At 72.9% G+C, this 23,724-nt stretch carries 21 protein-coding genes; 6 read left to right on the top strand and 15 right to left on the bottom strand.

What is annotated here, in order from left to right:
- Positions 1-47: 47 nt before the first annotated feature.
- From PZB77_RS14505 to PZB77_RS14470, 8 genes are all read right to left on the bottom strand, one after another.
- Positions 48-869, bottom strand: a complete 822-nt coding sequence (locus PZB77_RS14505) for an enoyl-CoA hydratase/isomerase family protein (RefSeq protein WP_275493016.1) — start codon at positions 867-869, stop codon at positions 48-50.
- 10 nt (positions 870-879) lie between these two features.
- Positions 880-2,013: a cytochrome P450 gene (locus tag PZB77_RS14500; RefSeq protein WP_275496065.1), complete on the bottom strand. Its 1,134-nt coding sequence runs from the start codon at positions 2,011-2,013 to the stop codon at positions 880-882.
- A 253-nt stretch (positions 2,014-2,266) separates the two neighbouring features.
- Positions 2,267-3,655 (bottom strand): cytochrome P450, encoded by a 1,389-nt coding sequence (locus PZB77_RS14495; RefSeq protein WP_275493015.1) that lies wholly within the window; start codon positions 3,653-3,655, stop codon positions 2,267-2,269.
- A 71-nt stretch (positions 3,656-3,726) separates the two neighbouring features.
- On the bottom strand, positions 3,727-4,317 hold the full coding sequence (locus tag PZB77_RS14490; protein WP_275493014.1) for an ATP/GTP-binding protein: 591 nt from the start codon (positions 4,315-4,317) through the stop codon (positions 3,727-3,729).
- Entirely contained in the window at positions 4,292-4,666 is a 375-nt protein-coding gene (locus tag PZB77_RS14485) for a DUF742 domain-containing protein (protein ID WP_275493013.1), read from the bottom strand. The genes PZB77_RS14490 and PZB77_RS14485 overlap by 26 nt, the downstream gene beginning before the upstream one ends.
- On the bottom strand, positions 4,663-5,067 hold the full coding sequence (locus tag PZB77_RS14480; RefSeq protein WP_275493012.1) for a roadblock/LC7 domain-containing protein: 405 nt from the start codon (positions 5,065-5,067) through the stop codon (positions 4,663-4,665). Before PZB77_RS14480 ends, PZB77_RS14485 begins: the two co-directional genes overlap by 4 nt.
- A complete protein-coding gene (locus tag PZB77_RS14475; protein WP_275493011.1) occupies positions 5,064-6,317 on the bottom strand; it encodes an ATP-binding protein in 1,254 nt (417 codons plus the stop codon). Before PZB77_RS14475 ends, PZB77_RS14480 begins: the two co-directional genes overlap by 4 nt.
- 522 nt (positions 6,318-6,839) lie before the next feature.
- Complete coding sequence (locus tag PZB77_RS14470; RefSeq protein ID WP_275493010.1) at positions 6,840-7,640, bottom strand: DeoR/GlpR family DNA-binding transcription regulator; 801 nt, start codon at positions 7,638-7,640, stop codon at positions 6,840-6,842.
- A gap of 270 nt (positions 7,641-7,910) precedes the next feature.
- Here PZB77_RS14470 and PZB77_RS14465 point away from each other — a divergent pair, with 270 nt between their 5' ends.
- Both PZB77_RS14465 and PZB77_RS14460 read left to right on the top strand, forming a co-directional pair.
- Positions 7,911-8,795 (top strand): sugar isomerase, encoded by an 885-nt coding sequence (locus tag PZB77_RS14465; protein WP_275493009.1) that lies wholly within the window; start codon positions 7,911-7,913, stop codon positions 8,793-8,795.
- Between the two features lie 95 nt (positions 8,796-8,890).
- Positions 8,891-9,778: a class II fructose-bisphosphate aldolase gene (locus tag PZB77_RS14460; RefSeq protein ID WP_275493008.1), complete on the top strand. Its 888-nt coding sequence runs from the start codon at positions 8,891-8,893 to the stop codon at positions 9,776-9,778.
- 80 nt (positions 9,779-9,858) lie between these two features.
- On the opposite strand, the gene PZB77_RS14455 is transcribed toward PZB77_RS14460, so the two are convergent.
- Complete coding sequence (locus tag PZB77_RS14455; RefSeq protein ID WP_275493007.1) at positions 9,859-10,197, bottom strand: P-II family nitrogen regulator; 339 nt, start codon at positions 10,195-10,197, stop codon at positions 9,859-9,861.
- A complete protein-coding gene (locus PZB77_RS14450) occupies positions 10,194-11,537 on the bottom strand; it encodes an ammonium transporter (protein WP_275493006.1) in 1,344 nt (447 codons plus the stop codon). The genes PZB77_RS14455 and PZB77_RS14450 overlap by 4 nt, the downstream gene beginning before the upstream one ends.
- 351 nt (positions 11,538-11,888) lie before the next feature.
- On the opposite strand from PZB77_RS14450, the gene PZB77_RS14445 reads away from it, so the two are divergent.
- Positions 11,889-13,154 (top strand): S8 family peptidase, encoded by a 1,266-nt coding sequence (locus tag PZB77_RS14445; RefSeq protein ID WP_275493005.1) that lies wholly within the window; start codon positions 11,889-11,891, stop codon positions 13,152-13,154.
- Between the two features lie 167 nt (positions 13,155-13,321).
- On the opposite strand, the gene PZB77_RS14440 is transcribed toward PZB77_RS14445, so the two are convergent.
- From PZB77_RS14440 to PZB77_RS14425, 4 genes are all read right to left on the bottom strand, one after another.
- A complete protein-coding gene (locus tag PZB77_RS14440; protein WP_275496064.1) occupies positions 13,322-14,464 on the bottom strand; it encodes an NADH:flavin oxidoreductase in 1,143 nt (380 codons plus the stop codon).
- Positions 14,465-14,701: 237 nt separating this feature from the next.
- Positions 14,702-15,532 (bottom strand): siderophore-interacting protein, encoded by an 831-nt coding sequence (locus PZB77_RS14435; protein ID WP_275493004.1) that lies wholly within the window; start codon positions 15,530-15,532, stop codon positions 14,702-14,704.
- Positions 15,533-15,547: 15 nt separating this feature from the next.
- Positions 15,548-16,042: a DUF1330 domain-containing protein gene (locus PZB77_RS14430; protein ID WP_343299864.1), complete on the bottom strand. Its 495-nt coding sequence runs from the start codon at positions 16,040-16,042 to the stop codon at positions 15,548-15,550.
- Positions 16,039-16,389, bottom strand: coding sequence for a nuclear transport factor 2 family protein (locus PZB77_RS14425; protein WP_275493003.1), 351 nt, complete (start codon positions 16,387-16,389; stop codon positions 16,039-16,041). The genes PZB77_RS14430 and PZB77_RS14425 overlap by 4 nt, the downstream gene beginning before the upstream one ends.
- A 189-nt stretch (positions 16,390-16,578) precedes the next feature.
- Here PZB77_RS14425 and PZB77_RS14420 point away from each other — a divergent pair, with 189 nt between their 5' ends.
- A complete protein-coding gene (locus tag PZB77_RS14420; protein ID WP_275493002.1) occupies positions 16,579-17,358 on the top strand; it encodes a helix-turn-helix transcriptional regulator in 780 nt (259 codons plus the stop codon).
- A gap of 299 nt (positions 17,359-17,657) precedes the next feature.
- Positions 17,658-19,748 (top strand): glycosyl hydrolase family 28-related protein, encoded by a 2,091-nt coding sequence (locus PZB77_RS14415; RefSeq protein WP_275493001.1) that lies wholly within the window; start codon positions 17,658-17,660, stop codon positions 19,746-19,748.
- A 94-nt stretch (positions 19,749-19,842) separates the two neighbouring features.
- Here PZB77_RS14415 and PZB77_RS14410 read toward each other — a convergent pair whose 3' ends face one another.
- A complete protein-coding gene (locus PZB77_RS14410) occupies positions 19,843-21,033 on the bottom strand; it encodes a hypothetical protein (protein ID WP_275493000.1) in 1,191 nt (396 codons plus the stop codon).
- Positions 21,034-21,386: 353 nt separating this feature from the next.
- On the opposite strand from PZB77_RS14410, the gene PZB77_RS14405 reads away from it, so the two are divergent.
- Positions 21,387-23,690 carry an esterase-like activity of phytase family protein gene (locus PZB77_RS14405; RefSeq protein WP_275492999.1) on the top strand — a complete coding sequence of 768 codons (2,304 nt, stop codon included), beginning with the start codon at positions 21,387-21,389 and terminating at the stop codon, positions 23,688-23,690.
- The last annotated feature ends 34 nt before the right edge of the window (positions 23,691-23,724 follow it).

Here is a 23,724-nt window from a genome sequence, read left to right as displayed (position 1 = left end):
AGGGACGCTCGGGACAGGGTCCTCGCCCGCTCACCCCGGGCGCGCGTTCACCGCGGCCGGGTCCCGCGTTCGCCGGTGCCGCGGCTGCGGGCGTGGTGGTGGGCTGCGGCGACCGAGGCCAGGAGTTCGGCGTCCAGGAGAGACGGGTCGGCGAGGCGGGTCGGGGCCGCGTACGAGGCGAAGAGGGCCTTGGTCACGCGCAGGGCGGCCTCGGGGCGGCGGACGATCGGCCGGGTCCAGTCGCTCACGGCCCGGTCGAGTTCGGCCTCGGGCACGACCTTCTGGAGGACGGAGAGCCCGTACGCCTCCTGGGCGTCGAAGACGCGGCCGGTGAGGATGAGTTCACGGGCGCGGGCGGCGCCTGTCTCGTTGATCAGTCTGGGGAGCACACCGCCCCAGGCGGTGGGCAGGCCGAGGGCCAGCTCGGGGAGGCGGAAGGTCGTGGTGTCCGCGCCGACCCGCAGGTCGCAGGCGAGGGCGAGCGCGAGGCCGGCGCCGATGACCTTGCCCTGGACGCGGGCGACGGTGACCGCGGGGTGGGAGCTGAGGGCGTCGCAGACGCGGCGGGCCTTGTCCGCGGCGATCCGGATGCCGCGCCCGGTGGGGTCCTCGTCGAGCCAGTCGCCGAACTCGTTGCGGTCGCCGCCGAGGCTGAAGTCGGGCCCGGCACCGCCGAGGACGAGGACGCGTACCTCCGGGTCCGGGACCGCGAGGACGCCCAGCAGGTCGTCGAGCATCGTCTCGTTGACCGCGTTCCCCTCCTCGGGCCGGTCCAGCTCCACCCGGAGGACGGGGCCGTCGCGGTGCGTGCGGACCGTGCCGGTGCGCCGCCCGTAGGGGGCGAGGAAGTCGGAGAGGGGGAGTTTCATGCCGTCACATTCATGTGGTCACGCCGAGGGAGGTCACGCGCCGGAAGACCATCCGGGACGCGTACGTGGCGGGGGTGGTGACCCGGAGGTCCGGGAAGCGGTCGAGGAGCCGGACGAGGAGCGAACGGGCCTCCAGGCGGGCGAGGGCCGCGCCCAGGCAGTAGTGGACTCCGCCGCCGAAGGTGAGGTGGGTGCCCCGGCGGCCGATGTCGAAGGTGAAGGGGTCCTCGTTGCGGCGCGGGTCGTGGTTGGCCGCCCCGTACATGACGTGGACCATGGCGTCCTTCGGGACGGTGACGCCCGCGAGCTCGGTCTCCCCGGCGGCGACCCGGGTGTTGATGTGGATCGGCGGGTCGTAGCGGAGCACCTCTTCCAGCGCGTCGTCGATCCGCTCGGGGTGGGCGCGCAGCGTCGCCCAGCGCTCGGGGTCGCCGGCCAGCAGGGACACGAGGGAGGAGAGCAGCGTGGCGGTGGTCTCCAGGGAGGCGAGGGTGACGAACATGGTGAGCCGGTAGAGGATCTCGTCGGCCGTCTCCCGGTCCGGTTCGCGCGCGTCCCAGGTGTGGATCCAGCCGGTGAGGACGTCGTTGCGGGGCCGGTCGCGGCGCTCCCGCACCATCTGCGTGAAGTACGTGCGCAGATGGGAGGTGGCGTCGGCGGAGATGGCCAGCTCGCTGCGGTTGGGCAGCAACTCCTGTGCGTGCACCTGGTTGTGGGTGATCTCCAGGATGTGGTCGTAGTCCTCGGCGGGTATGCCGAGCCACCCGCCGATGGTGGAGATGGGGAGCCGGTCGCCGACCAGGGAGACGAAGTCGGCCTCGCGGCCCCCTTCGAGCGCCCGGGCGAGGTCGTCGAGGAGCCGTCCGGTGTGCTCCTCGACCTGCGGGGTGAGGCGCTCGATCGTCGACCGGTCGAAGAGGTTGCCGAGGCTGCGCCGCTGGCAGGTGTGCTCGGGAGCGTTGAGGCGGGCGAGGGTCTTGGTCATCTCCTGGGTGGCGACGGCGTCCCAGCGCCCGGCGTCCTCCTGTCGTTCCTGCCAGGCGAAGTCGGGGGCCAGCCAGCCGCGGCCCTTGAGCACCTGGTTCGCCGCGTCGAAACCGGTGACGAAGTACCCGCCCCACGGAGCGGGGACGACGTCGCCCATGGCTCTCAACTCGGCGAGCAGGGGATAGGGGTCCCCCTGCCCGTCCGGTGATTTGAGTTTCCTCAGGAGCGAGATCAAGGCCCGGCGATCGACGACGGGCTTGGATATGCCACTGCTCGCGCTCACGGAGAGTTCCTTGTCCTGGGCTCATGGTTACCGCCCGGAACCTACCCATGTGCATGTCCCACGCATGCGACCATCCGTGTTGTCCATGTCACAGGTATATGCCTCAGGAATGGTCAATTCGTGCGCCTCACACGCGGAAGACGTCGAGGAAGGAACTCCACCACCCCTTGCTCTTCTTCGGCGTGTCGGCCGCGTGGTGACGTGGCGTCACCTGGACCGCCTCCTGGGCGGTGCGGGGGGCGGCAGTCGCCTGGTGGTGCGTCACCGCGTGACGGGCGGCCGTCGGGGTGAAGACCACCGGGAGGGAGGTGAGCGCGCGGTGGAACGGCCCCGGCCGCCACTCGACGGCCGAGGGGTGCACCGCCAGAGCGATGTCCGGCACGGAGTTGAGGACCTTCTCGATCGCGGTGAGGGCGATCAGCTGGGCCGGGGACTTCGCCGGGCAGACGTGCGGTCCGGCACCCCAGGCGAGGTGGGCGCCCTTGGCCATGGTCTCGCGCGCGGCGCTCAGGTCGGGGTCGGTGTTGGCCGCGGCGAAGCTGATCAGCACGGGCGTACCGGCGCGCAGGATCATGCCGTTCAGGTCGACGTCCTGGACGGGGAAGTGCGTCGCGTAGTTGGCGATCGGCGGGTTGTTCCAGAGCACCCCGTCGATGGCGTCCTCGACGAGGAGCCCGCCACCGCGATGACCGTTCTGGCCCGGGTCGCCGGAGAGCATGGCGAGGAGGGCGTTGGCGATCAGGTTGCGTTCCGGCTCGACGCCCGCGCCCATCAACATGACGAGCTGGTCCTTCAGCTCCTCGTCGGTGAGACCGGCCGGGTGCTGGATGAGCCAGGAGGTGATGTCCTCGCCGGGCTGGCGCCGCTTGAGCGAGACGAGCTCCATCAGGCACTCGGTGAGCCGGGCGTTGGCCCGCAGCACGTCGTGGCCGTCGAAGATGGCGGACATGTCGCGGGTCAGCCGGTCGCCGATGTCGCCGGGGCAGCCGAAGAGCTGGTTGAAGAGGAGCAGCGGCAGCAGCTTCGCGTAGTCGCCGAGGAGGTCGGCGCTGCCCCGCTCGATGAACTGGTCGACGAGGTAGTCACCGATGCGCTCCACGTCCCGCCGCAGCCGGCTGGGGTTGAGGCGGGCGAGGCTCTCGGTGACCGCCTTGCGCAGCCGCAGATGCTCGGTGCCGTCCGTGAAGAGGCAGTTGGGGCGGTACGCCATCATCGGCAGGACCGGGCTGTCGAGCGGCACCTGGCCCTCGCGCAGCGCGACCCAGCGCCGGGAGTCCCGCGCGAAGAGCGACGGGTTCTGCAGGACCCGGAGCGCCGCCTCGTGCTGGACCACCAGGGTGGCCTCCACACCGGGGGAGAGCTCGATCGGTGCCGCGGCCCCGTGGGCGCGCAGCGCCTCGTACACGCGGTGCGGATCGGCCGCGAACTCCGGGCCGTAGAGCGACGTCTGCTGGCCCTGGTGCATCGGGCACCCGGAGGGGGCGCCGTGCGGGTGGGATCCCGGCGACGGGTCCATGTCTCTTCCTCGGTGTGAGTGCGGGCCGGGGTCGGCCCGTCAAAGGGTGGGGCTCGAAGGGGCGGGGAGGGTCAGGCGACGCGGGTGAGGAGGTGCTGGACCAGCGTGATCAGGGCCTTCGCGGACGACTTCTGGTCACGGGCGTCGCAGTGGATCACCGGGGTGTCCGGCAGCAGGTCGAGCGCCTCGCGGAGCTCGTCCTCGGCGTGCTGCGTCGCCGGGTCGAAGCTGTTCACCGCGACCGCGTACTCGAGGCCGTACCGTTCGACCAGGTCGATGACCGGGAAGGTGTCGGCCAGCCGGCCCGGGTCGACCAGCAGCAGCGCGCCGAGCGACCCGCGGGCCATGTCCTCCCACAACTGGACGAACCGCTGCTGCCCCGGGGTCCCGAAGAGGTACAGCACCAGCTCGTCGCTGAGGGTCAGACGGCCGAAGTCCAGGGCGACCGTCGTGGTCTCCTTGCCGGGAGCGCTCCGCAGGTCGTCGAGGTGGGCGGCGGCCTGCGTCATCCGCTCCTCGGTCCGCAGCGGGGCGATCTCGGAGAGCGTGCCGATGAGCGTGGTCTTGCCCACGGCGAAGTGTCCGACGACGAGGATCTTCGCCGCACGCTGCACCGCGTCCGGCACATAGATGTTCTCAGCCGAAGCGGACGTGGAGTCCATGCAACACCTCTTCGAGGATCTTCCGGTCGACGAGCTGGGCGGCCGGCGGTGCCTTGCGCCGGATCAGGTGACCCTGTTCCGCTAAATCCTGGAGCAGCAGCCGGGCCACCCCCACGGGCTGCCGGAGATGGCCGGCCACCTCCGCGACCGAGAGGTAGCCGCCGGAACACAGCTCCCAGATCGCCCGGACCTCGGGGCCCGCGTGGGCGGGCATCTCCCGGTCCGGCGCGATGGTGACGAGCGTGACGAGGGAGAGCGCATCCGCGTCGGGCAGACCGCGCCCGCCGGTGATGACGTACGAGCGGACGAATCCGCTGGAGACGGCCTCTTCCTCGCCCCGGGCCGTCATGCGTCGCTTCCCGCCGTCTGGCGAGGAGGTGTGGTCATCGCCTTTCCGACCGCGCCGACCTGCTGCTGCATGCGGAACGACATGGCTTCCATGTCCACGTCCGCGGCCGCCGCGGCGGCCAGGTAGGCACCGCTGCCGGCCGCTATGAGGAAGATCCAGCCGTCCTCGTACTCCAGCAGCGTCTGCCGCCACTGGCCGGGCGTCCGGGTGCCGATGAAGGGAGCGACGGCCCGGCTCAGCGACTGCATCGAGCTCATGGCCGCGGCGACGGTCTCGGCGTCGTCACGGCCGATGTCGGCCGAACTGGCCAGCAGCAGGCCGTCGGCGGACACGAGGATCGCGTGTCGGGCGCCGGGTACCTGGAGCACGTCGTCGAGTACCCACGACAGGTCGGGGTTCACTGGTTCTCGGGTCCTTCCATCGTCGTCGTGTCACGTCCGGACCTGGTGCCCCGCTGGAACGCGCCCAGCCGGGAGGCCGTCTCCTGGTTGCTGCGCACCGGCGGCACTTCGGCCGGGGCCGCTTCCGCCGTCGCCGTGGGCAGGACGGAGACCGGGCTCTGGCGGCGGCGCTTGGGCAGGCCGCCCGCCGTGGTGGTGGGCTGCGTCGCGGCGGGGGCGACGGGCTCGTGCCGTACGGCGTCGGGGAACAGGGGGGTCGGCGCGGTCCGGGCCGACCGGCCGGGGAGCGGCGGCGCGGCCGCCGGCACCGCGGTGTCCCGGGTGACCGGCACCGGGGCCGGCGGCACGTCGCCGGTCAGCAGCTCGTCGGGGAGCAGGATCACCGCGCGTACACCTCCGTAGGGGGATACGGAGTCCACCGACACCTTGAACCCGTACCGGGCGGCCAGGAGGCCGGAGACGGCGAACCCGAATTGAGGGGGAATGCCCAGGCTCGAGACGCTGATCTCGGCCCGGGGGTCGAGGAGGGCGCCCGCGCGGTCCTTCTCCTCCTGGCCCATGCCGAGACCGGCGTCGTCGACGATGAGGCAGACGCCCGAGGGCACGGCCTGGATGTTGATCTCGACCGGGGTGCCGGGGGCGGAGTAGTTGGTGGCGTTGGCCATCAGTTCGGCGAGGACCACGGCGACCGGCTCCACGGCCTTGCTGACCACGGAGAAGTTCACCTGCCCGTTGATCCGGACCCGGTCGAAGTGCCGGATGCGGCCCTGGGCGCTGCGGGCCACGTCGAAGACGGAGGCGACGGTCTCGCGGCGGCCGAGCCAGCCACCGCAGAGCACGGCGATGCCCTGCGCGCGGCGTCCGAACTGGCTGTTGGCGTGGTCGATCGCCATGAGGTCGGCGAGGATCTGCGGGTCGTCGCCGTACTTCGTCTGGGCCTTCTCGATGACGACCTGCTGCTGGTCGGCGAGACCCTGAAGGGTACGCACGGCCGCCTTGAGGACGGCCTTGGTCTCCTCCTCGGCGTCCCTGCGGACGTCGGCCAGCTCCGCGGCGTGCCGGTGCAGGAGGCCGGTCTGCGCCGCCTGCCACTCGTCACGCTGCCGCCAGAGCCCTTCACGCTCGGCTCTGAGTTCGGAGGCCTGCCTGCGCAGCCTGATATTGGTTTTACGAGCCCGCAGCACCGCGCCGACGGCGACCAGTGCTACGACCAACAGTGCCCAGAGGACAGCGTCCTGTGGAAATGTCATGAGACTCACTTCAAGTGCCATGGCTACGGATACGGCTTGACGTTCCCGTGCCGGTCGCATCCCCTGGCTCGACGAGCCCTGGACCGCGCCATGCAGGGAATGCCCCTCCGAAGTCGGGGCCGAGGATGCCGCCCCTCACGGGACGCCCCCCATACGCCATCAGCCCACTGGAAGTCAGTTGATCTTACATGGGGCGGATAAGTAAGTGTGAATTCGGGAACGGCAGTTGCACACTCTCGACCATGTATGCGCGTTTATGATCCTCCGTCATATGCGGGTGGCGTACGGAGGGCGTACGGGTGGTGTCGACGCACGGCGGAGCGGCGAGGCGGTGGTGACACGTGCCGACGAGACCTCCGGGTGACCGGAGGGGTACGGGGCGTGGTGAACCGGGGCCTGCGGGGGGCTTTTTCGGAGTGAGGAAAATTTTATTTTCCTCACTCGAACGGCGCGGCGCCCTTCCGGTGCGGGAAGGCCGTCCGCCGCGCGGGGAGCGCCGTTCCGCGGTGGGCGGCGCCCGGTTCAGACGGCGAGGACGGTGACGCCCGCTTCGCGGAAGGCGGCCGCGTCCTCGTCCGAGATGCCGGTGTCGGTCACCAGTACGTCGATCCGGTGCGGGGGGCAGACCCGGGCGAAGGCCCGGCGGCCGATCTTCGAGGAGTCGGCGGCCACGACCACCCGCTGCGCCCGTTCGGCCAGCAGCCGGTTGACGGCCGCCTCGCCCTCGTGGTGGACGTAGGCACCGTCCCGCACGTCGATCGCGTTGACGCCCAGGACGGCGACGTCGAGCGTGATCTCCTCCAGCACCCCGTGGGCCAGCGGTCCCGTCAGCTCGTACGACTGGGGGCGGGCGACTCCTCCGGTCACCACGGTCTTGATCTGCGGCCGGATCACCAGCTCGTTCGCGATGTTCAGGGCGTTGGTGACCACGGTCAGCGCGGGCGGAGCACCGCCGCCGGCCGTGCCGTCGCCGCCGATGTCCGCCCGTACGGCGAGCCCGCGCGCGACCTCGGTGACCGTCGTGCCGCCGGTCAGGCCCACCACGCCGCCCACCGGCACCAGATCGGCGACGGCGCGGCCGATGCGCTGCTTCTCCGGGGCGTGGCGGGCCGTCTTGTAGCGCAGCGGGAGTTCGTAGGAGACCCCGTGGGCGACCGCGCCGCCCCGCGTCCGGGTGAGCATCTGCTGCTCGGCGAGCTGGTCCAGGTCCCGGCGGATGGTCGCGGCCGACACCTCCAGCGCCGTCGCGGCCTCCTCCACCTCCACCCGGCCGTGGGCGGCGAGCAGTTCCAGCAGGGCGTTCCACCGGGCGTCCCTGGACACAGGCGCTCTCCTCGGATGTGGGGGTGTGCGGGGGTGGCGGCCGGGCTCCCCCGGGGAAGGGCCGGACGAGCCCACCGGACGGGGACCAGCGTGTCACGAGGGAGAAGAGATGCTCGAACGGTGAAAGAAAGGCATCCCCGCATGCTTGAAGATGCTCGCTGAGAGCCGCTAACGTGCAGAAAAGAGCACGCGTCTCCTCGTGTCGGCCCGAGGGCCGTGCGCGCGGGACCGGCCGGCCGAGCATCCCCCGTCACCCAGGAGCGCACCCCCGTGACCTTCGTCGAAGCCGAGATCGCCAGTCAGCCCGACTGCTGGCGGCGTGCCGCCGAGCTGGCGACCGTACGGGCCGATGCCCTCCCCGCCCACGGCGAGCGCATCGCCGTCGTGGGCTGCGGCACCTCCTTCTACATGGCGCAGGCCTACGCGGCGCTGCGCGAGAGCAACGGCCTCGGGGAGTCCGACGCCTTCGCCGCCTCCGAGTTCCCGACAGGACGCCGCTACGACCGGGTCGTCGCGCTCACCCGTTCCGGTACCACCACCGAGGTGCTGGAACTGCTCGGACGGTCGCACGGCACCACCCGTACCGTCACCGTCACCGCCGTGCCCGGCGCCGCCGTGCGCGCCGTCACCGACGACCTCGTCGAACTCGGCTTCGCGGACGAGGAGTCGGTGGTGCAGACCCGGTTCGCCACCACCGCGCTCACCCTCTTCCGTGCCCACCTGGGACTGCACACCGACGCCGCGGTGAGCGACGCCGAGAGCGCCTTGGCCGAACCGCTGCCCGAAGGCCTGACCGACGCCACCCAGCTCTCCTTCCTGGGACGCGGCTGGACGGTGGGCCTCGCCAACGAGGCGGCGCTCAAGATGAAGGAGGCCTCGCTGGCCTGGACCGAGTCCTACCCGGCGATGGAGTACCGCCACGGCCCGATCAGCATCGCCACCGACACCACCGCGACCTGGATGTTCGGCCCGGCCCCCACCGGCCTGGCGGAGCAGGTGCGCGCCACCGGGGCGCGCTGGGTGGAGAGCGGGCTGGACCCGCTCGCGGATCTGATCCGGGTCCAGCGCCTCGCCGTCGCCCGCGCGGTCGCCGCCGGCCTCGACCCCGACCGGCCGCGTCACCTGACGCGCTCGGTGGTCCTCCACGACGCCTGAGCGCCTGAGCGCCTGACACGAGGTCCACGCGCGGGCCGGGGCACCGTCCACGACGGCGACCGGGACCGGCACCACACCGTTCTGGAGACACGCCCATGCCCCTCGCAGCCACCGGCGACCTGGTCGCCACCGCAGCCGCCGAGCGCCGCGCCGTCGCGGCCTTCAACGTCATCACCCTGGAGCACGCCGAAGCGATCGTCGAGGGCGCCGAGCGGGCCGGATCACCGGTGATCCTCCAGATCAGCGAGAACGCGGTGGCGTTCCACCACGGCCGCCCCGGACCGCTGGCCCGCGCCGCGCTGGAAACGGCCCGTGCCGCCGGCGTCCCCGTGGCGCTCCACCTCGACCACGTGCACAGCACGTCGCTGCTCCACCAGGCCGCCGACTGCGGGTTCGGCTCGGTGATGTTCGACGCGTCCCGGCTGCCGTACGAGGAGAACGTGGCGGCCACCCGGGCCGCCGTGCTCTGGGCCCATCAGCACGGCCTGTGGGTGGAGGCGGAACTCGGACAGGTGGGCGGCAAGGACGGGGCCGCGCCGCTGGACGCGCACGCCCCCGGCGCCCGTACCGACCCGGACGAGGCACGCGCCTACGTGGCCGCCACCGGTGTCGACGCCCTCGCGGTGGCGGTCGGCAGCTCCCACGCCATGACCACCCGCACCGCCCGCCTCGACCACGCCCTGCTGGGCCGGTTGAGCGAGGCCCTGGACCTCCCCCTGGTGCTGCACGGCTCCTCGGGCGTACCCGACGAGGAGCTGCGGCAGGCCGTCACCGGCGGTCTCTCGAAGATCAACATCGGTACGGCGCTCAACACCGCCATGACCGGCGCGGTGCGGGCCCACCTCGCCGAGAACCCCCGGGCCGTGGACCCGCGCGGCTACCTCGGCCCCGGCCGCACGGCGATGAGCCGTACCGTCACGGCCTTCCTCGGCGTCCTGGACGCTGCCGCCGCCCCGGTCGCCGCACCGGCTCCCGCGCGCTGACCGGGGCGGGGCGACGGGGCGGGGTCAGCCGGACCGGATCAGCGGGGCCGGGCCGGCCCGCCCGGCCGCCCACGCCGGGATCACAGGGCGTCCGGGCCCCGCTCGCCCGTCCGGACCCGTACGACGCTCTCCACCGGGACCATCCACACCTTGCCGTCGCCGACCCGGCCGGTCCGGGCCGCGCGGACGACGGCGTCGACGACCGCGTCCGCGTCGGCGTCCTCCACCACGACCTCGATACGGATCTTGGGCACCAGATCCACGCGGTACTCGGCGCCCCGGTACACCTCGGTGTGGCCGCGCTGACGCCCGTAACCGCTGGCCTCCGTCACGGTCAGACCGCGCACACCGAGCTCCTCCAGCACGGTCTTCACCTCGTCGAGGCGGTGCGGCTTCACGACCGCGGTGATGAGCTTCATGAGGGCGGAGTCCTGTCCTTGGTGTGCGGAACGGAGTGCGGTGCCGAGTGGTGCGCCTGGGAGTGGGGCTGGGGCGAGGCGTGGGCCTGGACGCCGTGATCGTAGGCGCTCTCCGCGTGCACCGTCCGGTCCAGGCCGGCGAGTTCGTCGTCACCGGAGGCGCGCAGCCCCATCAGCCGGTCGATCACCTTGCCGATCCCGTACGTCATCAGGAAGGTGTACGCGGCCACCACGAGCACCGCCACCGCCTGCTCGACGAGCAGGGCGACCCCGCCGCCGTAGAGGAGGCCCTCCCGACCGCCGGTCATGGTGGCGGTGGCGAACACGCCGATGAGCAGGGTGCCGACGACGCCCCCGACGAAGTGGACCCCCACCACGTCCAGCGAGTCGTCGATGCCGAACCGGAATTTCCAGGCCACCGCGTACGAACAGACCACCCCCGCCGCCAGACCGACCGCCGCACCGCCGATCACCCCGACCGTGCCGCAGGCGGGCGTGATCGCCACCAGGCCGGCGACCGCCCCGGAGGCCGCACCGAAGGTGGTCGGGTGGCCGTCGCGCTTCTGCTCGACGAAGAGCCAGCCGAGCAGCCCGGTGGACCCGGCGACCAGCGTGTTCAGCACCGAGGCCGCCGCCAGACCGTCCGCGTGCAGCGCCGAGCCGCCGTTGAACCCCAGCCAGCCGAACCAGAGCAGCCCCGCACCGAGCATCACCATCGGCAGGTTGTGCGGGCGCATGGCCTCCTTCTTGAAGCCGAGGCGCGGTCCCAGCAGCAGCGCCAGCGCCAGCCCCGAGGCCCCGCAGGCGATCTCCACCACGAGGCCCCCGGCGAAGTCCAGCGCGCCGAGCGTCCGGGTGATCCACCCGCCCGGGCCCCAGACCCAGTGCGCGACCGGAACGTATACGAGAAGGGCCCACACCGGTACGAACGCCACCCAGGCCGCGAACCGCATGCGGTCCGCCACCGCCCCGCTGATCAGCGACGCCGCGAGGATCGCGAAGGTCAGGTGGAAGGTGGCGAAGAGCAGCGTGGGGACGCCGCCGGTCAGGTCGCCGGGGCCGATGTCCGCGAGCCCCAGGTGGCCGAGACCGCCGATGAGCCCGCCGAAGGAGTCCTCGCCGAAGACGAGCGAGTAGCCGGCGACCAGCCAGACGACGGTGACCAGGGCGATCGCCACGAAGCTCATCATCAGCATGTTCAGGACGCTCTTGGCGCGGACCATGCCGCCGTAGAACAGGGCGAGTCCCGGAGTCATCAGCAGGACGAGCGCGGCGGCCACGAGCAGCCAGGCGGTGTCGCCCGTGTCGAGGACTGCCGCGGCAGCGGAAGCGGGGGTCACGAGGGGGGTCCTTCCTCGGGGCGGCGCGGGGTTCCGGCGAAGGAGAGGGTCGCGGGCGTGCGTTACGTACGCGGTACCGGTTAGGTTTCCGGCGCATTTCCTTGCCGGAGGGTGACCGACGGCACAACGCGCGGTGGCCGGTGCGGAGCTGCCCGCTCCGCGCGGTACGCGGCGCGCCGACCGCGCCGGGGGCGGTCGTCGGCCAGGTGGCGGGAGGCCAGGTGGCCGGAGGGGTTCAAGTCCGTCCGGGCCGGGAGCCGATGTACCGGGAAGGCCGTTCCCCGAGGCTCGCGCGCGGGCGGGGACGCGCCGCCCGTCCCCGTGTCCCGCCCAGTCCGAGGAGCCGTCCCCATGCGCATGCCCGTCCGTCTGGCCGTCGCCGCCGTCGCCGCCGTCCTCGTGGCCGTCCCGGCCCTGGCCGGTGGCGCCGCCGTCGCCGACACCCCGCCGCCCACCCCGGCCCCGCTCCGCACCGCCGGGGCCAACGCCCTGCCCGGCCGCTACATCGTCACCCTGGACGGGGGGACCGACGCGGCACCCCTGGCGCGCACGCTGGGGCTGACGCCGTCCCACGTGTACTCCGAGGCCCTCAACGGCTTCGCCGCCCCGCTGACCGCGCTCCAGCTGGACGCCCTCAGGGTCTCGCCCGGGGTGAGGGCGGTCGAGGAGGACGCGACGGTGTCCGCGACCCCGGCTCCGGCGTCCTGGGCGGCGGCCGACCTGGCTCCGGCGTCTTCGGCGGCGGCCGACCTGGCTCCGGCGTTTTCGGCGGCGGCCCCGGCCGTGCGGGCACCGTCCAGCTCGTGGGGGCTGGACCGCATCGACCAGCGCGACCTGCCGCTGGACAACGACTTCACCGTCGCGAGCAGCGGCGCGGGCGTGACCGCCTACATCCTCGACACCGGCATCGACTACACCCACGACGAGTTCGGCGGACGGGCCACCTTCGGCTTCGACGCGATGGGCGACGGCCGCCGGGGTGCGGACTGCAACGGCCACGGCACGCACGTGGCGGGCACCGTCGCCGGCCGCACCTACGGCGTCGCGACCAAGGCGAGCCTGGTCAGCGTCCGCGTCCTCGGCTGCGACAGCAAGGGCGCCTACTCCGGACTCGTCGCGGGCCTCGACTGGGTGGCCCGCAACGCCCGGCAGCCGGCCGTCCTGAACGGCTCGCTCGGCGGCGGGTTCTCCCAGGCGGTGAACGACGCCGCGAACAGCCTCTCCCTCGCGGGCGTGCTGCCGGTCATCGCGGCGGGCAACGACAACCGTGACGCCTGCCAGGTCTCGCCGGCCTCGGCGGGGCGCGTCCTGGCCGTCGCAGCGAGCGACCGCTACGACGGCGAGACCGGCTTCTCCAACTACGGCAGCTGTGTCGACGTCTACGCCCCCGGGCAGGGCATCGTCTCGGCCCGCATCGGCGGCGGCACGGTCGCGGCGGACGGGACGTCGATGGCCGCCCCGCACGTCGCGGGGGCCGCCGTGCTGTACAAGCAGACGCACCCGACGGCCGACCCGCAGGAGATCTACTCGGCCCTGCTGACCGGGTCGAGCAAGGACCGCCTCTCCTCCCTGAGCACCGGCAGCCCCAACCGCCTTCTCTTCACCGGCGGCCTCTGAGCAGCCACCGACACGTCCCCGGAGAACACGCGTCACGGAACGGGCGCTACGGAACACACGTCACGGAACACGCCCCCGCGGCACCGGCCGTCCGGTGCCGCGGGGGCGTGTTCCCGCGAGGGCGCTCCGGGCCCGTCCCGCCGTCGTGCCGGGTCCGGACCGGTCGGTCAGCGCAGCGACTTGAGCATCTCCGCGCTGAACGGGTCGATGTCCCTCGTCCGCCCGGCGAGCGTCTTCGCCGCCCACTCGGGGTCGGCGATCAGGGCGCGGCCGACGGCCACCATGTCGAACTCGTCGCGCTCGATCCGCTCCAGCAACTGCTCGATGCCGGCGACGGGGGATCCCTTGCCCTGGAACGCCTGGAAGAACTCCCCGTCCAGGCCGACCGAACCGACGGTGACGGCGGGGCGGCCGCTGATCTTCTTCACCCAGCCGGCGAGGTTCAGGTCGGAGTCGTCGAACTCCGGCAGCCAGTAACGGCGGGTGGACGCGTGGAAGACGTCGACACCGGCCTCGGCGAGCGGGGTGAGCAGGGTGTCCAGCTCCTCGGGCGACTGCGCGAGCTTCGCGTCGTACGCCCCCATCTTCCACTGCGACATGCGGAAGAAGAGGGGGAAGGAGTTGGACACGGCCGCACGGCAGGCCGCGACGATCTCGGCCGCGAAGCGGGTGCGCGCGGCGATGTCGCCCCCGTAGGCGTCCGTACGGTGGTTGGTGCCGGCCCAGAGGAACTGGTCGACGAGGTAGCCGTGGGCGCCGTGCAGCTCGACACCGTCGAAGCCGAGGCGTTCGGCCGCGGCGGCCGCGTCGGCGAAGGCCGCGATCACGTCGTCGAGGTCCTGCTGCGTCATGGGCCGCCCCTTGGGCTCGCCCGTGAGGGAGACGCCGGAAGGGCCGACCGGCTCCGCACCGGTGACCGGCGGAGCGCCTTCGGCGCGGGTCACGCCCACGTGCCACAGCTGGGGAATGATCGCGCCGCCCTCGCGGTGCACGGAGTCCACGACACCGGCCCAGCCGGCGAGGGCGTCCGCGCCGTGGAAGCGCGGCACCCGGTCGCTGGTCCCGGCGGAGTCGTGGTCGACGTAGGTGCCCTCGGTGATGATCAGCCCCACCCCGCCGGCGGCCCGGCGGGCGTAGTACTCCGCCACGTCCTGGCCGGGAATCCCGCCCGGCGAGAACTCCCGTGTCATGGGCGCCATCGCGATCCGGTTGCGCGAGGTCAGCCCGCGCACGGAGAACGGGCGGGAGAGTGCTTCCGTCGCGCGGACTGCATCGGGGCGGGCGGCGGCCACGTCGGTCACGTCGGTCACGTCGGTCACGTCATGTCCTCTTCGTCGGCTGATCAGGTCCTCCTGACGCCAACGCGCGCACCGGACCGCGGCTTCCCGGGTCCGGCCGGATGTGGCCAAGACCTCTCCGGCGGCCCCGCCCCGACCGGGAGCCGCCCGCTTCCGTTCCGTGCCCGGCGCCCCGACCGGGAGCCGCCCGTTTCCGTTCCGTGCCCGGCGCTCCGTCCGGGAGCCGCCCGGCTCCGGTCAGTGCCCGGGTCAGACGCGTACGAGCTTCTCCGTCTTCTCGCTCTTCCAGAAGCCGGAGAAGGTGATCCGGTCCTTCGGGAGGCCCGCGCGGACCAGGTGGCGGCGGCCCTCGGTGGCGAGCGTCGACTCGCCGACGACGAAGGCGTACCCCGCCGGGTCGACGGTGTCGTGGCGGCGCAGCTCTTCCAGGGCTGCGGCCCCGGGTACGGCGGCCGGGTCGTCCCGGACCACCCAGGTCACCGACACGCCCTCCGGCGCGTCGAGGGGGCGGCGGTCACCGGCGGCCGGGATCTCCTGGACGACCCGCCCCACCGTGTCGCGCGGGAGTGAGCGGAGGATGCCGGCCGTCGAGGGCAGCCCGCTCTCGTCGGCGACCACCAGCACCTCGGTGGCGTCGTCGGGCCGGTCGAAGATGAGTCCCTGGTCGAGCAGGGCCAGCGGGTCGCCGGGACGGGTCGTGCACGCCCAGATCGCCGCGGCGCCCTCGGGCTCGCCCTGCGGGCCGCAGTGCACCACGAAGTCGATGTCCATCTCGGACGCCTCGCGACGGAAGCCGGCGACGGTGTAGTTGGCGCAGTGCGGCCGTACGTCCTCGGGCAGGGCGTAGTAGGGGTCCCACCACCGCTTGGCACCGGCGAGCTCCGGGAGGACGAACTCCGTCTGGTGCGGCTGCCGCAGGAAGAGGCGGAACCAGTGGTCGTACCCCAGCCACGGGAAGTCGTCGAGGTTGGCACCGGTGATCGTCACCCGCTGCATCGACGGGGAGAAGCGCTCGCTGCGGAGCACTTCACCGCGGAAGAGGACGGGGTGCTTGGGCATCAGCCTGGGGGTTTTCGCCACAAAGGGAAGGCTAACCTAAGTGGGGCGCCGTGGACAGGGGGCGGTGGGGCGGGATCCGGATCGGCCCACCGCGCCCCTACCGCCCGGGGCCGTGTCCGGCCGTGCGCGTCGGATCGGCGGGCGCCGCCCCCGGCGCGCACGGCTCAGCGCCCGGAGAGCGGGGCGCCATCCGGAAAAGAGCCGGGCGAGCTTGTCGGAGGCGTGGTGGCCGTCGGACACCCCCTCCACCAGCACGACCGTCGAGGCCGCGTGCCCGGTCCGGAGCGGCAGGATCGCCTGGTACCCGGGCGACCGGTACCACTCCTCGGCGCGAGCCAGGTCCGGGAACTCCAGCATCACGAGGTCACCGCCCCAGGCCCCCTCCACGGGGACGAGCCGCCCTCCGTGCACGAGGAAGCGTCCACCGAACGGTGTCATCGTCTCCTCGATCCGCCCGATGTACTCCGCGATCTCCGGGCCGAGTTCGACGCCCTCCAGGCGGGCGATCGCATACCCGCGCGGCGCCGTCACGCCGGCACCTCGTCCAGGAAGCCGCGCACGTCCTGGATCCGGCCCGACTCGTCCAGCACCAGGACGTCGAAGCCGATCACCGGCGGCTCGGCACCCTGGGGCCCGAGGCCCCAGCGGAACCGCGTCTGACGGTGGTGCACGTCCGCCTCACCGACCTGGGTGAACACGTGCCCGGGGAACTGGGCGCGGACGCCGTCGACGAGCGCCGCGATTCCGTCGTGACCGGTCGTCTCCGCCATCGGGTCGGTGTACGTCACTCCGGGCGACCAGTGCGCGCGGAGCAGGGCGGCGCGCTCCTCGCCGGTCGCGTTCCAGGTGGCGAGGTACTGCTGGACGATGTCCTTCACTTCTCTGCTCCCTCGTGCGGGCGCCGGGTCGGCCGGCGGGACGTCCGGCCGGGGTGCCGGCCGGTTCGTGCGAGAAGCCTGGCCCGGGACGGGCGCCCGGGCCATGACCCATGAGGTCATGGCGCCCGGGCGCGGAGCCGTGCGCGGTGCCGCGCGGTGCCGCCGGAGCGCCGCGTCTAGAGTTTTTGCATGAGCGCCGTCGCGGAAGTGCCGCCCGTGGGAATCCTGTTGAGGTCCTGGCGGACGCGGCGCCGTTTCAGTCAGCAGGAGTTGTCCAACCGGTCGCTGGTCTCCACCCGGCACCTCAGCCGGGTGGAGACAGGACGGGCGTCCCCGACCCCCGAGATGCTCATGCACCTCTCCGAGGTCCTGGAGGTGCCGCTGCGGGACCGCAACCGGCTCCTGCTGGCGGCGGGTTACGCACCGCGTTACCAGGAGCGCCCCTGGGGCGACGCGTCGCTCGCCCTGGTGATGGAGGGCCTGCGCCATCTGCTGGATGCCCATCTCCCGTACCCCGCACTGCTGTTGGACGACCACTGGGACGTGGTGGACGCCAACGCCGCCGTCGCTCCGCTGCTGGCCGGCTGCGCACCGGAGCTGCTGGAGCCGCCGGTCAACGTGGTCCGGATCTCGCTCCACCCGGAGGGCCTGGCCGGACGGATCCGCAACCGGGCCGAGTGGGGCGGTCACCTCCTGCGGCAGGTGACGCACCGCGCCGAGCGCACCCACGACCGGCGCCACCGCCAACTCGCCGAGGAGGCTGCCGGACACTGCGGCCCCCTCGACCCCGCCGCCCCCCTCGTCGGGCCGGTGATCACCCTCGACATCGACGTGGACGGCGCGCCGCTCCGGTTCTTCAGCGTCTCCGCCACGCTCAGCACCACCACCGATGCCGCCCTGGAAGGGCTGCACCTGGAGACCTTCCTGCCGGCCGACGACGCGACCAGGCGCCGCTTCGACCCGCGGTAGGCCGGTGCTCCGCCAGGTCCGGGGGTGTCCACCCGTCCCGGCGGCCTCCGCGTGCCCGAGCGTGCCCTCTCCGCAACGAAGGATCCTGCCCCTCGCAATCAGCGATGATTGCTGCGCAAAAAATCAATGATGATCCGTCAATAACGCGTGGCATCACAGAAAAACTCCTCGCGCGAGCCTTGTGGAGCCTCCCGCCCGGTCCTTACTGTCGCCTCACTCACGACACCGCTCCGTACGCGGCGGTCCGACGACCGGGATGGTTCGCGCCCGACACGAGAATCGAGCTGGGGATGGCACGCATGGCACGGACAGCACGGAGCGGCAGGGGAACGGTGGGGCGGAGAACCGTGGCGGCGGTCGTCGCCGCGGGGATCTGCCTCGGACTCGCCGGCGGCACGGCTCGGGCGGACACCGCCGGCGCGGCCCTCACCGGCGGGGCCCACGCGGGTGCGGGAGGAGCCGCCCCCGTGGTGACCCGCGCCGGACTCGATCCCGCGCTGGTCGCCGGAGCGGGCGCGGAGCTCGGGTTCGACGAGCAGGAAGCGGAGAACGCCGTCACCGACGGCACCGTCATCGGTCCCGACCGGAACGCGTACACCCTCCCCGCGGAGGCGTCCGGGCGGCGGGCGGTGACCCTGGAGCCGGGCCAGTACGTCGAGTTCACGCTGCCGAGCGCCGCCAACGCGATCACCGTGCGGTACAGCATTCCCGACGCGCCGGGCGGGGGCGGCATCACCGCCCCGCTCGACGTGACGGCGGGCGCCCGGGGCCGTACGCCCGCCGTGAAGAAGACGCTCACGCTCACGTCGCGGTACTCCTGGCTGTACAACCAGTACCCGTTCTCCAACGACCCCGGCGCCGGTCTGCTGCACGACGACTGGTGGATCACCGAGTGCGGCTGCGTGCCCGCCGCCACCAGCCCGGCCCCGGTGATCGCCCGACCGTTCCGGCCGAGCCACTTCTACGACGAACAGCGCCTCGCGCTGGGCCGTACGTACCGGGCCGGCGACACCGTCCGGCTGACCGTTCCCGTGCGGACCGGGGCCGTGGCGACCACCGTCGACGTCCTCGACTCCCAACTGGTGGCACCGCCGCGGATCGTGCCCGTCGCCGCGAACGTACTCGCCTTCGGCGCCGACCCGACCGGGCGCCGCGACTCGGCGGCCGCCCTCGACCGGGCCATCGCCTTCGCCCGCCGCGCCCACCTCACCGTCTACGTCCCGCCGGGCACGTACCAGGTGAACCGCCACATCGTCGTGGACGACGTCACGATCGAGGGCGCCGGGAACTGGTACACGGTCTTCCGGGGGCGCCAGATCACCCTGGACACCCCCGCCGACGACGGCTCCGTGCACACCGGGGTCGGCTTCTACGGCAGACCCGCATCCGAGGGCGGCAGCCGCAACGTCCGCCTCTCCGGCTTCACCATCGAGGGCGACGTGCGCGAGCGCATCGACACCGACCAGGTGAACGGCGTCGGCGGGGCACTCTCCGACTCCGTGATCGAAGGACTCCACGTCCACCACACCAAGGTGGGCATGTGGTTCGACGGCCCGATGGCGAACCTGCGCATCACCGGCAACGTCATCACCGACCAGATCGCGGACGGCCTCAACTTCCACACCGGCGTGGTGGATTCGGTCGTACGGAACAACTTCGTGCGCAACTCCGGCGACGACGCCCTCGCCCTGTGGTCGGAGAAGAGCGCCAACGCCCGCAACACCGTCGACCACAACACCGTGCAGTCGCCCGTGCTCGCCAACGGCATCGCGGTCTACGGCGGCGCCGACACCACCGTCTCCCACAACCTCGTCGCCGACCCCGTCCGAGAGGGCAGCGCCCTGCACGTCGGCTCCCGCTTCGGCTCCGAGCCCTTCACCGGACACCTGCGGATCACCGGCAACACCACCGTCCGCGCCGGTACGTACGAGCTGAACTGGAACATCGGGCTCGGCGCCCTCTGGTTCTACGCGCTGGAGCGGGACATCGACGCGGACGTCCGGGTCACCGGCGACACCTATCTCGACAGCACCTACAACGCGGTGATGCTGGTCGCCGACTGGCCGGTGAAGGACCTTTACGCCATCAACGGCGTGCACTTCAAGGACATCCGGGTCGACGGCACCGGCACCTCGGTGGTCAGCGCCCGCGCCGCCGGCTCCGCCTCCTTCGAGAACGTGGACGCCCGCAACGTCGGCGCGGTCGGCATCAACAACTGCGGGGCGTTCAACTTCCCCGCCACCGGGTCGGAGTTCGCGCTGGACGATCTCGGCGGCAACGACGGAGGCGGCACCACCGGCCCCTGGTTCGGCGCCTGGCAGCTCCCGAACACGCTCACCTGCGACGACCGCCCCCCGGTCGTCGCACCTCCGGCACCGTCCACCTGGTGAACGACGCGGGGTGACCGCCTGACGCTCCGACGCACCGCGACGTCAGGACGGCGTGGTCCGGACCGGCTGCCCCACCCGCTGCCACAGGGGGGCGTCAGTCGGACCGGACCAGGCGCACCCGCCACTCCGAGGCCGAGTGGACATGGAGGAGCCCCGGCCCGTGAAGCCGGCACTCTTCGGTGAACGAGCCCTTGCCCGTGACCAGTCGGCGTCCGGGAATTCCCTCCTCCGACAACTCGTCGAGCCAGAAGGCGCCTCCGTCGTGCTGGTCGACCCGGACGGTGGCCGGGCCGCCGTCATGACGGAAGACGTACGAACCCCGGTTGTGCAACCCGTCGGCCAGCGGAGCGACATGTTCGTCGAAGGGGGCGAGCCACATGCGCCATGTGCCGTGCGTCTGCACCGCGACGCGGACCGAACCGGCGCCGTCCGGAGGGAGCGGCACGACGGTCCGCCGCAGACTACCGCCCTGCTTGAGCAGCGGCCGTCCACCCGAGCGGCCGCCCCGGGAGGGGAGGTGCACCGCCCCGCTCGTCGAGAGCCGGACCACGAGGATCACCGGTCGCGAGGCGTCGGGCCGGATCAGGTCGACGATCCGGTCCCGGGCCCCCTCCGCACGTTGCCCGGGGAGGTTTCCGGGAGGCCAGTTCCGGTACGGCCGCCAGTTCGCCCCCCGGCCGGCCGCGGGCGGCGGGCCCGGTACGGGGCGTGGATCCACCCGGTCAACGGCCCGTACATCGCGGGGCACGGCGGCCCGTCCCCCGCGGGCTCCCCCCGCCGCGGGGCGGACCGCGGGCACCGGTTCCCGGGTGCGGCCGGTGGCGATCGGCGCCTCCCCTTCGCCGATGCGCACCGCGTCCGCCGCGCACACCGCGACCCGCCGGGGCGCGCCCCCGGGCGGCGCCCAGCTCACGTCGGTGGTGGAGGGGCCATGGCGCGGATCGAAGAAGCACGGCGGTCGGCCAACCGGCAGCGGGAGGGCCGCCGCCCGTGCCGAGGCGCACGCCAGCGCGTGCCGGCCCTCCGCCAGGGTGCGGATCACGTCCGCCGCGTCCTCGAGGTCCCGGTCACCGGTGAACTCGCGCTTCGCCCGCTCGTACGCCTCCAGCGCGCGCTCGTAGTCCTGGAGCGCGAGCGCCGCCACCTGGGGCTCGAGTCCCGCCACGGCCAGTACATGACGGCCGAGTTCCTCACCGAACGCGGTGATGTCCGCGTCGATGCCGAGGAGCGCCGACGCGTCCGTCCGGCTCCGTCGCAACCGCCCCAGCCACCTCGTCCTGCCCACCGGCCACCTCCGTTCCACCGCCGGCCCGTCACCGGTTCTTCCGTACGGACCGCGGACCGCGATCGTAGCCAGGGCGCCTCGGCCGCCTCCGCGGACGGTGGCCGGACCGGGGACGGTGGCCGGGCCGCGGACGGTGACCGGACCGGGGACGGTGGCCTGTCGGAGACTTCCTCCGACAGGGACGGGTCGCCGTCGCGTTGGGCGTACGTTCACGTGGCCGCCGCCTCCCGCTCGCCCGCGGCTGGGACCATCGCGGCCGTCACTGCCGCACACCACCCCGCCCCGTCGTGCGTCCCCCCGCACGGTCGCGCGCGGTCGTGCACTACCGCGCACAGTCGCGCAACGGAGGACCGATGCCCCCGAAGAGAACGTACGCCGCACTCGCGGCCCTGGTCGTGGTCGTCGGCCTGCCGGCCCATACCGGCGCGGCGGACGCGCACCAGCAGCCGCGGGGGCCGGTCGCCTTCCAGCGCACCGCGACCTACCCGGTGTTCCAGAACCGCCCGGCCGGGGAGGACCCCGCCACCGCCACCGTCGCCGAGATCTCCGCGACGAGCGAGGACGGCCGGACCCTGGTGTACACCGACGCCCTGGCGCACCGCATCGGCTTCCTCGACATCAGCGACCCCGGCGCGCCGCGCGGACTCGGCACGCTCTCCCTGACCGAGCTCGGCGACACCGAGGACGAACCGACCTCGGTGGCCGTGGTCGGCGGTCACGTCCTCGTCGTCGTCAACACCAGCGCCGATCACGCGCACCCCTCCGGCCGCCTCGACGTCGTCTCGCTGCGCGACCGCCGCCGGGTGAACAGCTTCGACCTGGGTGGGCAGCCCGACTCCGTCGCGGTCACCGCCGACGGGCGGTACGCCGCCGTCGCGATCGAGAACGAGCGCGACGAGGAGGCGACCCCGCCCGGCGGTGAGGAGGGCGACCTGCCGCAGGCCCCGGCCGGATTCGTGCAGATCGTCGACCTCGGGGGCGGCTCGCCGCAGCAGTGGCGCACCCGCGCCGTACCGTTCACCCGGCCCGACGGCAGCGCCCTCCCCGTGCTGGCCGACGCCGGTGTCACCGAGCCCACCGACCCGGAGCCCGAGTACGTCTCCGTCAACAGCCGCGACCAGCTCGCCGTCACCCTGCAGGAGAACAACGGCGTCGTCCTCGTCGATCTGCCCACGGGCCGGATCACCCGGGCCTTCAGCGCCGGTACCGACACGGTCCACGGCATCGACACCGCCAAGGACGGGGTGATCGACCAGACCGGCTCCCTCACCGACGTGCCGCGCGAGCCCGACGCGATCAGCTGGATCGACGACCGCTACCTGGCGACCGCCAACGAGGGCGACTGGACGGGCGGCACCCGGGGCTGGTCCGTCTTCGACAGCCGCACCGGGAAGGTCGCCTGGGACGCGGGCAACAGCTTCGAACGCCTCGCCGTCCGCCACGGCCTCCACGACGACGACCGCTCGGCGAAGAAGGGCAGCGAGCCCGAGGGCGTGGCCGTCGCCACCTACCACGGGGTGCGGTACGCCTTCGTCGGCTCGGAGCGGAGCAACTTCGTCGCCGTCTACGACCTGAGCCGACCGACCCGGCCGGTCTTCCGCCAGATCCTCCCCACCACCAACGGCCCCGAGGGACTGCTGCCGATCCCGTCACGGGACCTGCTCGCCGTCTCCAGCGAGGAGGACGACGCCTCGGTCCACGTACGGGCCTCGGTGAGCCTCTTCCGGCTGGGTACCGGCACCCCCGCCTTCCCCGGCATCGTCTCGGCCCCGGACTCCACCGGCGCGCCGATCGGCTGGGGCGCGCTCGGCGCCCTGTCCGCCGTCCCCGGCGAGCCGCACGCGCTGTACACCGTGACCGACGCGGCCTATTCCGTCACCCGGATCATGACCATCGACACGGCCCGCCGCCCGGCCGTCATCACCCGGTCCCTCACCGTGAAGGACGCGGCGGGCAAGCCGGCCGGCTACGACGCCGAAGGCCTCTACGCCCGCCCCCGGGGCGGCTTCTGGCTCGCGGTGGAGGGTACGACGGGCGCCGGCAACCAGCTCGTCCGGCTCGACCGCGACGGCGTCACCCGGCAGGTCGTCCCGCTCCCGTCGGACGTCGCCGCGGGGCTCACGAAGCAGGGCTTCGAAGGCGTCACCGCCACCACCGACCGCCAGGGCCACGAGATCCTCTGGGCCACCCTGCAGCGCGAGGTCAAGGGCGACCCCACCGGAGTCGTCCGTCTCGGCCGGTACGACGTCCAGGCCGGCACCTGGAGCTGGTACGGCTACCGGATCGCCACCACGACCACCCCGGGCGACTGGGTCGGTCTCTCCGAAATCACCGTGGTCGGCGACCGGTTGGCCCTGATCGAGCGCGACAAGCTCAACGGGCCGGCGGCCAGGATCAAGCGGGTGTACACCGTGGACCTGCCCTCGTCGGCCGCCCCGGTCGGGGCGCTGCGGGTCCTGCCCAAGACGCTCGCCAGGGACGTCCTGCCCGACCTGCGGGCCTCCCGCGGCTGGACCCAGGAGAAGCTCGAAGGACTGACCGTGGGCGGTGACGGCCAGGTCTACGCCGTCACCGACAACGACGGCCTCGCGGACGCCACCGGCGAGACGGTGTTCCTGCGGCTCGGTTCGAGCCGGGGGGTGTTCGGCCGGGGCTGACCCCGGGCGGGGCCGATGCCCCGTCCCGCTCCGG

This window comes from Streptomyces sp. AM 2-1-1, from assembly GCF_029167645.1.
Taxonomy (GTDB): Bacteria; Actinomycetota; Actinomycetes; order Streptomycetales; family Streptomycetaceae; genus Streptomyces.
The sequence above is the reverse complement of the archived record's forward strand: the minus strand, read 5'-3'. Positions and strand labels throughout refer to the sequence as shown.